The organism is Marinobacter sp. UBA2498, from assembly GCF_002341575.1.
In the GTDB taxonomy this organism is placed as follows: Bacteria; Pseudomonadota; Gammaproteobacteria; order Pseudomonadales; family Oleiphilaceae; genus Marinobacter; species Marinobacter manganoxydans.
This window is the reverse complement of sequence record NZ_DDOI01000108.1, coordinates 15,639-23,643: the sequence shown is the minus strand read 5'-3', so window position 1 is coordinate 23,643 and position 8,005 is coordinate 15,639. Positions and strand designations below refer to the sequence as shown.

Genomic DNA, 8,005 nt, shown 5'->3' with positions numbered 1-8,005 from the left:
AGTAATTACTCACCCAACCGTGTCACCTACACCCTGGCCCGCGGCTTTATCAGCCTTTTGCGCTCGGTGCCTGAGCTGATCGTAGCCCTGTTTCTGGTGCTGGCTTATGGCTTCGGCCCCATTGCCGGGGTGCTCGCCCTGGGTCTTCATGCCGCCGGTTTTCTGGGCAAGTTCTACGCTGAAGACATCGAGAATGCTGACAAGCAGCCTCAGGAAGCGCTGGAAGCCATTGGCGCCGGCAAGATCAAGACCGTCCTTTACGCAGTCATGCCTCAAGTACTGCCCCAGTATGTGGCCTATACCGCCTACATTCTGGACCGGAACCTGCGAATGGCCACGGTGGTGGGCCTGGTAGGCGCCGGCGGTATTGGCCAGGAGCTGAAAGGCCGCTTCGACATGTACGACTACGGCCATGTCATGACCATTCTGATTGCCATCTTCCTGTTCGTTTTTCTGCTAGACCAGCTTTCAGCACGCATACGGTCCCGGATGATCTGAGCATGGGTTATTTTTATTTCAAAACAAACATGTATAGACATCTGAACAATAAGGAGCACTGCTCATGAACACTCACGTAACCGAGGCAAGCTGGCCTCCGCCCCGCAGCCAGTGGCTTCGATACTGGTCTGCGGTTCCCGCCGAGAAGGCCGAAACTCTGGCGGCTGAAGTCGCCGGGCACTGCGACGTCAGGGATGTCACCCTGCCCCAGAGCGGCCTTGGCCTGCTGAAACTGCCGGATTCCGCCCTGAACGATCTGTATTTTCTCGGCGAAGTGCCGGTCAGCCAAGCCCATGTGGAAGTGACTGCCCCGGACGGAACCCGCGCCGAGGGCGGTGCCCGTCTTCTGGATGACCGGCGTTCACTGGCCCGGGCACTGGCGGTTCTGGATGCCACACTGGCCGCCCGGCTGCCCCACCACGAGCAGGCGCTCAGCTTACTGGAAACCGGCAGGGTCGCGCTTCAGGAAACCGAAGCCGGCCGCAACGCCATTCTGACCTCGACCCGGGTGGACTTCTCCCTGCTGGGCGATGGAAGTGAGGACGATGATGAATAATCCAAATACAGCCCTGCAGCATGACAGCGCCTGGAGCCCGCTTTTTCAGCAACGGGCCTTCCGGGCCCTGATGACCGCTTTTTCCTTTCCGGGGCGGCCCCAGCAACTTCCACCCTGCGTTGATGCCACCGGCCCCACCTGTATTGCGGCCGTGCTGTGCGACAACGAAGTAACCCTGGCAGACCCGGACCAACTGATTCAACCGGAGGATATCCGGCGGCTTGGAATCGGCGATGCGAGCGTCGAAAACGCCGGATTTATTATTGCTGACGGTAGCCGCGCCCCCACCCTGGAGCCAGCCCTGGGCAGTCTGGCCGAGCCAGAGCAGGGCGCAACCCTGATTATCCGCGTCGCCAGCGTAAACGACAGCACAGCATTCCCGCTTACGCTGCGGGGTCCCGGCATCGACGGCACACAGTCTCTTGCGGTTCGCGGCCTGCACAACGAATGGCTGATTAAAAGAGGCCACTGGAACCGGAATTTTCCCATGGGTGTTGACCTGATTCTGGTGGACAACACTCAGGTGGTGGCCTTGCCGCGCACCACCCAAATCAGCGGAGGAGCCAACTGATGGGTTACGTTGCAATCAAAGGGGGCGAAAAAGCCATCGACGGGGCCGCTGAAGCCCTGGAAGCGCTCCGAGCCGGTGGGTCGGGTTCCGAGCCTCTGTCCCTGAACGCTATTGAGCATCAACTGCGCCTGCTGACTTCACGGATCATGTCCGAAGGCGGGCTCTATCATCCCCAGCTTGCCGCCCTGGCTATCAAACAGATGCAGGGCGACACCCTGGAAGCCGGTTTTGCGTTACGGGCCTACCGGTCCACCAAACCCAGACTGCTGGAAACCCCGCCCCAGGACACCGGCAACATGCGGCTGATCCGGCGGATTTCCAGTGCCTTCAAGGACATTCCCGGTGGCCAGATGCTGGGGCCAACCCACGATTACGCCCTGCGCCTGATGCGGTTTGAACTGGCCGAGGAATCCCCGGAGCCGTTCCGGAAAATGGCATCCACGTTTCTGAAAAACGCGCCGGAGGAGGCGCTTCCCGACAGCTTCCCAAAAGTGCTGGACGCGCTGCGCTCAGAGCGCCTGCTACCGCCCAAAGCGGAGCACCGAAATCCCGCGTTCGACATCACCCGGGACCCGCTGATTTTCCCGGTCAGCCGGTCAGCGGCACTGGCCACCATGGCGCGGGCAGAAACCGGCTCCATGCTGGCCATTGCCTATTCCAACATGCGCGGCTACGGCGACATTCACCCCACCGTGGCCGAATTGCGGGTCGGTTACCTGCCGGTGATGTTGCCCCATCCAGTGACCGGCGAACTGACAGAGGCCGGTGAAGTGCTGATGACCGAATGCGAAGTCATTGCCATGTACGAGCCGGACGACACCGAATCCGCCAAAGGCGCGGCCCCCGAGTTCACCCTGGGCTACGGAGCCTGCTTCGGCCACAACGAAACCAAGGCCATCAGCATGGCGATCCTGGACCGGGCTCTGCAGAAAGGCATGCGGGACGGACCGGAAAACCCCTCCGAAGACCCGGAGTTCGTGCTGATGCACATCGACGGTGTGGACTCCATGGGCTTTGCCAACCACTACAAGATGCCCCACTACGTCACCTTCCAGTCCGACATGGACCGGTTGCGCTCTACCCGGGAAAAGCACGGAGAACGCGGCGAAACACCGCAGGAGGAAAGCCATGAATCCTAATTACCAACTGCCCGACAGCCAGGATAGCTACGGCTTTGGCTTTCTGGATGAGTTCGCCAAGCGGGAGATCCGCCGGGTGATTCTCAAGGCCATCAGCATTCCCGGCTACCAGACACCCTATGCCTCCCGGGAAATGCCCATGGGCCGGGGCTTTGGCACCGGTGGTTTACAGCTGACCCTGTCCATGATCGGCCCGGATGACACCCTGAAAGTGATCGACCAGGGCTCGGACGATTCCGTCAACGCCGTCAATCTGCGCAAGTTTGCGGAGCTGACCTGCCCGGAGGTATCCACCACCGAGAGCACCACCGGAGCGACTCTGATCCAGACCCGCCACCGGGTGCCGGAGATTGCCCTGCGGGAAGACCAGGTTCTGAACTTACAGGTGCCCTATCCCGATCCGTTGGTGATTGTGGAACCGTCCGAAGCCAAGCGAAAAATCATGCACGGTGAAGGGGATTACGCGCGCCTGCTGACCAAGCTTTACGAAGACCTGGTGAAGTTCGATGAGATCACCATTTCCCACCGTTATCCCACGCGGATCAACGGCCATTACGTGATCGACCCCAGCCCGATCCCCCGTTATGACGTACCCAGGCTGCACCAGTCCAAAGCGCTGTTGCTGTTTGGCGCTGGCCGGGAGAAGAAAATCTATGCGGTGCCACCCTACACCAACGCCGATCCCCTGGTGTTTGATGACGTGCCATTCCGCACCGAGAGCTTTGACACCGCTGACGGCCAGCGCAGGGCCTGTGCCCGCTGCGGCAGCACCAACAGCTTCCTGGACGAGCTCAACCTGGAAGACGGCAGCAAAGCCTGGCAATGCTCCGACACCGATTACTGCAACCGACAGTCAGCCAGAACAGACGCCGGGGAGGTGACCCAATGAAGCCGATTCTTGAAGTAAAGGGCCTGACCCGCATCCACGGCACCGAATGCCCATCCTGTCTGGACATGACCGGCCCGGAGCACGACACCAACGTGTGCCCCGCCTGCGGCTCGGTCGTCGCGGCCGCCAATGTCAGCTTCAGCCTCCAGCCGGGGGAGATTCTCGGCATCATGGGGGAATCCGGAAGCGGCAAGTCCACAGTGGTGAAAACCCTGTATTTCGACCAGGCGCCCACACGGGGCAGCGCCATCTTCCGGGACGACGACCAGAACCACGAACTGTTCAACCTCAACGGCGCGGAACAGCGCTGGTTGCGCAATCACCGCTTCGGCATGGTGTACCAGAATCCCAATCTGGGTCTGAATTTCGGCATCTCCGCCGGTGGCAACATTGCCGAGCGGTTGCTGATGAACGACCTTAACCATTACGGCGACATCCGCCGCCGGGCAGGCGAACTGCTTACCCGCACTGATGTCATGGTCAGCCGTATGGACGAGTCGCCCAAGCAGTTCTCCGGTGGCATGCAACAGCGGGTTCAGATTGCCAAGGCCCTGGCAACGCGGCCACCGCTGCTGTACCTGGATGAAGTGACCACCGGACTGGACCTGTCAGTGCAGGCACGGATTCTCGACCTGATTCTGGAAATCCAGCACGAACTGGACACCGCCATGATCGTGGTCACCCACGACCTGGGCGTGATCCGCCTGCTGGCCAGCCGCACCCTGGTGATGAAATACGGCCGGGTGATCGAATCCGGGCTGACGGACCAGATACTGGAAGATCCGCAGCAGGCCTACACCCAGCAACTGGTAGCATCCACCTTGTGAGGCAAAACCCCATGACAGCCATTTCTGAAACACCCATTCTCGACGTCCCCATTCTCGACGTAAAGGGCCTGGCCAAACAGTTCAGCCTGCACGAACAGAACGAAATCGTTCCGTCCTGTTCGGGCGTCAACATGCTCGCCTTTCCCGGCCAGCTGGCAGCGCTGACCGGCCCTACCGGCGCCGGTAAATCGTCGGTACTGAAGTGCATCTACCGCACCTATCTGCCCAGTGAGGGCACCATCAGTTTTCGCAAAGTCAATGGCGAGGTGGTCGACCTGGCCCGGATCAGCGAACAGGACATGCTGCAACTGCGCCGCAGCGAACTGGGTTTTGTGACCCAGTTTCTGCACTGCGTACCCCGCCGTCCGGCGGAAGAAGTGGTGGCAGAACCACTGATCCTGCGGGGCATGGCGCTTGCCGACGCCGTAGCACAGGCCCGTGAACTGCTCCGGCGCCTGAACGTGCCGGAGCGCCTGTGGCGCTTGCCACCGGCCACCTTCTCCGGCGGCGAGAAGCAGCGGGTCAATCTGGCCCGGGGCCTCATTGCCAAACCACGCCTGCTCCTGCTGGACGAGCCCACGGCCAGCCTGGACAAAGCCACGACCGGGCAGGTGATCGACCTGCTGCGGGAATTCAAGCAGGCCGGCGTTGCCATGGTCGCCATTTTCCACGACCCGGAACTGGTCACTGCCCTGGCCGATGCCGAATACCGGCTGGCTCCACCCCAAAGCCTGACACATTCAACCCGCGCTCCGGAGGCCATGCAATCATGAAACGCCAATTACTCACCAACGCCCGGATGGTTCTGGAAGACACTGTCGAAGAGCGGGCCGACCTGTTGATCGAAAACGGCACCATTGCCGCCATCGGGCCAGCGGACACCCAGGGTGCAGAACAAGTGGACCTTCAGGGCTGCCTGCTGGCACCGGGCCTGATCGACCTGCACTGCGATGCCCTGGAAAAAGAGGCCGAGCCCCGGCCCAACGTGCATTTTCCGTTCGAGCTGGCCGCCGCCCTGGCGGACAAGCGCAACGCCGTGGCAGGCATCACCACCGTTTACCACGCCCTGTCGTTTGCCAACCACGAACTGGGCGTTCGCAACAACGCGGTGGCCGCCGACCTGGCCCGGGCCATGGCCCGACACCGGGAAATCGGGATGGTGGACAACCGGGTGCATGCCCGTTACGAAGTGACCGATGAAAGCGCCCCGGACATCCTGAACGCCTTGCTGGCAGAGGGCGCCCTGCAGATGTTGTCCTTTATGGATCACAGCCCCGGTCAGGGCCAGTTCCGGGATGTAGAGGCCTATCGGAATTACCTGGCCAAAACCTACAAGACATCCGCGGATGACGTGGATGCCATTCTGGACCAGAAACGTGCCGCTGCCCGCGGTGCCATGGCCCGCATGGAACAACTTGCCGGCCAGGCACGCCAACACAAGGTTCCGCTGGCCAGCCACGATGATGACAGCGCAGAGAAAGTGGCTGTACTGAAAGGCCTGGGTGCCCGTATCTCGGAATTCCCGGTCAACCTTGAAACAGCAGTCGCAGCCCGGGATAACGGCCTGTCCACCCTGTTTGGCGCACCCAACATCCTGCGCAATGCATCCCAGTCTGGCAATATGAAGGCACTGGATGCGGTTAAAGAAGGGGTAGCCGATTGCCTGTGCAGCGATTATTCACCGGCGGCGCTGTTACCGTCGGTGCTGCGACTTGTGGAAGACGGCCACATCTCGCTGCCTCAGGCCTTTGCCCTGGTTACTCGCAATCCGGCCAGAGCCGCAGGGCTTGAAGACCGTGGCATCATTGCCCCAGGCAAGCGGGCGGATCTGATTGCCATAGCAGGCACCGGACTGCTGGCGCAGGCACGCCAGGTATGGTCCGGTGGCCAGGAGGTACTGAGATGGCAGGCACGCTGATCTACCTTATTGGTCCCTCGGGCAGTGGCAAGGACACGCTGATCGACCTGGCCCGGCAACAGCTGGGGCAGGACTCTGGTGTCTGTTTTGCCCACCGCTACATCACCCGACCGGCCTCAGCCGGTGGTGAGAACCATGTTGCCCTGACGGAAGAGGAGTTTCTGGCGCGCCAGCGTGCCGGGCTATTCGCCATGAGCTGGGCCAGCCACGGCTGCCATTACGGCATTGGTATCGAGATCAATCAATGGCTGGCCAAGGGCCTGACCGTTGTGATGAACGGCTCAAGGGGCTATCTGAAGACCGCGTTGCAGAATTATCCGGAACTGTGCCCGGTGCTGATCGAGGTGTCCCCGGAAGTGCTCAAAGAAAGGCTGGCGCGGCGTGGGCGCGAAACACTGCAAGACATTGAGCTGCGGCTGAACCGCAACAGCCAGTTCGACCTGGATGCGGAGAAAGGCTGCCTGCGGGTAGACAACACCCACTCACCAGAGGCCGCCAGCCAGCGATTGCTGGCCATCATCAACCAGCACAGGAGGCAGGGCGCGTGCGCGTAACCTTTCTTGGCACCGGCGGCGCCGGCGGTGTGCCCCGTTTTGGCTGCACCTGCCCCGCCTGCCAGCGGGCAAAGACTAACCACAGGCACGTTCGCAGGCCCTGCTCGGCACTGATTGAAGACAGCAACCACAAAATACTGCTGGATGCCGGCCTGATGGACCTGCACGATCGCTTCGAGCCGGGTGAGCTCAGTGCCATTGTGCTGACCCACTACCATCCGGACCACGTTCAGGGATTGCTGCACCTGCGCTGGGGCAAAGGCGAGTCAATACCGGTTTATGGGCCACCAGATCCCGATGGCTTCACCGATCTGTTCAAGCACCCCGGCATTCTGGACATCTCCGATCTGAGCGCGTTTCAGGCGTTGGAACTGGGAGAGTTCAGCCTGACCCCTATGCCGCTGAACCACTCCAAACTCACCTTCGGCTACGCCATCGCCCACCGCAACGGCGCCCGGTTCGCTTATCTGACAGATACCCTTGGGCTGCCGGAGGAGTCGGCCGACTATCTCAGGCAATGGCGCCCGGGCCACATAGCGGTGGATTGCAGCCACCCACCCGCCGATGTCTCGGGCAAAGCACCGCAGAACCACAACGATGTCACCGCTGCACTGGCCATGATTGAGCAAAGCGGCGCAGAACAGGGCTGGCTGACCCATCTGGGCCACGAAACCGACTGCTGGCTGATGGCAAATGCCAGCGCTCTGCCGAACAACGTGACGCCGGCAGCGGACGGACTTTGCTTCGACATCACAACCAGCCTTTCCCCGGCATGATCAGCGCCACCGCCGCGCTGGCCGCATCGGTATTGATGCATGTGCTCTGGAATCTGATCGCCAGGCACCAGCCCGGTGCGGCCTGGCCGCTGTGGTGGGCATTGCTGGCGCACCTGGTAATGCTGGCGCCCTGGGGATTTTACGCACTGTGGCAGGCGGATGCCTGGTCACCGGAATTTCTGGGGTTGATGGCCATATCCGCCAGCGCAAACGCCCTGTATTTTTTTGGTTTGTGGAAATCCTACAAACACGCGCCCGTGGCCATGGTGTACCCTCT

The 8,005-nt window shown here is 61.3% G+C and carries 10 protein-coding genes and 1 pseudogene; all 11 read left to right on the top strand.

Translation table 11 applies throughout. From position 1 onward, the window contains the following. On the top strand, positions 1 to 498 hold a 498-nt coding region (locus tag B2W52_RS15055; RefSeq protein ID WP_286803676.1), incomplete at its 5' end, for a PhnE/PtxC family ABC transporter permease. Positions 499 to 562: 64 nt separating this feature from the next. Next, positions 563 to 1,054, top strand: coding sequence for a phosphonate C-P lyase system protein PhnG (phnG, locus tag B2W52_RS15050; protein ID WP_011783457.1), 492 nt, complete (start codon positions 563 to 565; stop codon positions 1,052 to 1,054). After that, positions 1,044 to 1,625 carry a phosphonate C-P lyase system protein PhnH gene (gene phnH, locus B2W52_RS15045; protein WP_049756840.1) on the top strand — a complete coding sequence of 194 codons (582 nt, stop codon included), beginning with the start codon at positions 1,044 to 1,046 and terminating at the stop codon, positions 1,623 to 1,625. Before phnG ends, phnH begins: the two co-directional genes overlap by 11 nt. Then, positions 1,625 to 2,764, top strand: coding sequence for a carbon-phosphorus lyase complex subunit PhnI (locus B2W52_RS15040; protein ID WP_011783455.1), 1,140 nt, complete (start codon positions 1,625 to 1,627; stop codon positions 2,762 to 2,764). Before phnH ends, B2W52_RS15040 begins: the two co-directional genes overlap by 1 nt. Continuing rightward, a complete protein-coding gene (locus B2W52_RS15035; RefSeq protein ID WP_011783454.1) occupies positions 2,754 to 3,653 on the top strand; it encodes an alpha-D-ribose 1-methylphosphonate 5-phosphate C-P-lyase PhnJ in 900 nt (299 codons plus the stop codon). The genes B2W52_RS15040 and B2W52_RS15035 overlap by 11 nt, the downstream gene beginning before the upstream one ends. Further along, positions 3,650 to 4,480, top strand: coding sequence for an ATP-binding cassette domain-containing protein (locus tag B2W52_RS15030; RefSeq protein ID WP_011783453.1), 831 nt, complete (start codon positions 3,650 to 3,652; stop codon positions 4,478 to 4,480). The genes B2W52_RS15035 and B2W52_RS15030 overlap by 4 nt, the downstream gene beginning before the upstream one ends. Positions 4,481 to 4,491: 11 nt before the next feature. Continuing rightward, entirely contained in the window at positions 4,492 to 5,253 is a 762-nt protein-coding gene (gene phnL / locus B2W52_RS15025) for a phosphonate C-P lyase system protein PhnL (RefSeq protein WP_011783452.1), read from the top strand. Further along, positions 5,250 to 6,398 carry an alpha-D-ribose 1-methylphosphonate 5-triphosphate diphosphatase gene (locus B2W52_RS15020; RefSeq protein ID WP_011783451.1) on the top strand — a complete coding sequence of 383 codons (1,149 nt, stop codon included), beginning with the start codon at positions 5,250 to 5,252 and terminating at the stop codon, positions 6,396 to 6,398. The genes phnL and B2W52_RS15020 overlap by 4 nt, the downstream gene beginning before the upstream one ends. Further along, positions 6,383 to 6,952, top strand: a complete 570-nt coding sequence (phnN, locus tag B2W52_RS15015) for a phosphonate metabolism protein/1,5-bisphosphokinase (PRPP-forming) PhnN (RefSeq protein WP_011783450.1) — start codon at positions 6,383 to 6,385, stop codon at positions 6,950 to 6,952. The genes B2W52_RS15020 and phnN overlap by 16 nt, the downstream gene beginning before the upstream one ends. After that, a complete protein-coding gene (phnP, locus tag B2W52_RS15010) occupies positions 6,943 to 7,728 on the top strand; it encodes a phosphonate metabolism protein PhnP (RefSeq protein WP_011783449.1) in 786 nt (261 codons plus the stop codon). Before phnN ends, phnP begins: the two co-directional genes overlap by 10 nt. Next, positions 7,725 to 8,005: pseudogene (locus tag B2W52_RS15005) on the top strand (EamA family transporter); the annotation flags it as partial. The gene phnP and the pseudogene B2W52_RS15005, both read left to right, overlap by 4 nt.

Coding starts and splice junctions, on each gene's coding strand:
- phnG (WP_011783457.1), top strand. CDS start 563: ATGAACACTCACGTAACCGAGGCAAGCTGGCCTCCGCCCCGCAGCCAG.
- phnH (WP_049756840.1), top strand. CDS start 1,044: ATGATGAATAATCCAAATACAGCCCTGCAGCATGACAGCGCCTGGAGC.
- B2W52_RS15040 (WP_011783455.1), top strand. CDS start 1,625: ATGGGTTACGTTGCAATCAAAGGGGGCGAAAAAGCCATCGACGGGGCC.
- B2W52_RS15035 (WP_011783454.1), top strand. CDS start 2,754: ATGAATCCTAATTACCAACTGCCCGACAGCCAGGATAGCTACGGCTTT.
- B2W52_RS15030 (WP_011783453.1), top strand. CDS start 3,650: ATGAAGCCGATTCTTGAAGTAAAGGGCCTGACCCGCATCCACGGCACC.
- phnL (WP_011783452.1), top strand. CDS start 4,492: ATGACAGCCATTTCTGAAACACCCATTCTCGACGTCCCCATTCTCGAC.
- B2W52_RS15020 (WP_011783451.1), top strand. CDS start 5,250: ATGAAACGCCAATTACTCACCAACGCCCGGATGGTTCTGGAAGACACT.
- phnN (WP_011783450.1), top strand. CDS start 6,383: ATGGCAGGCACGCTGATCTACCTTATTGGTCCCTCGGGCAGTGGCAAG.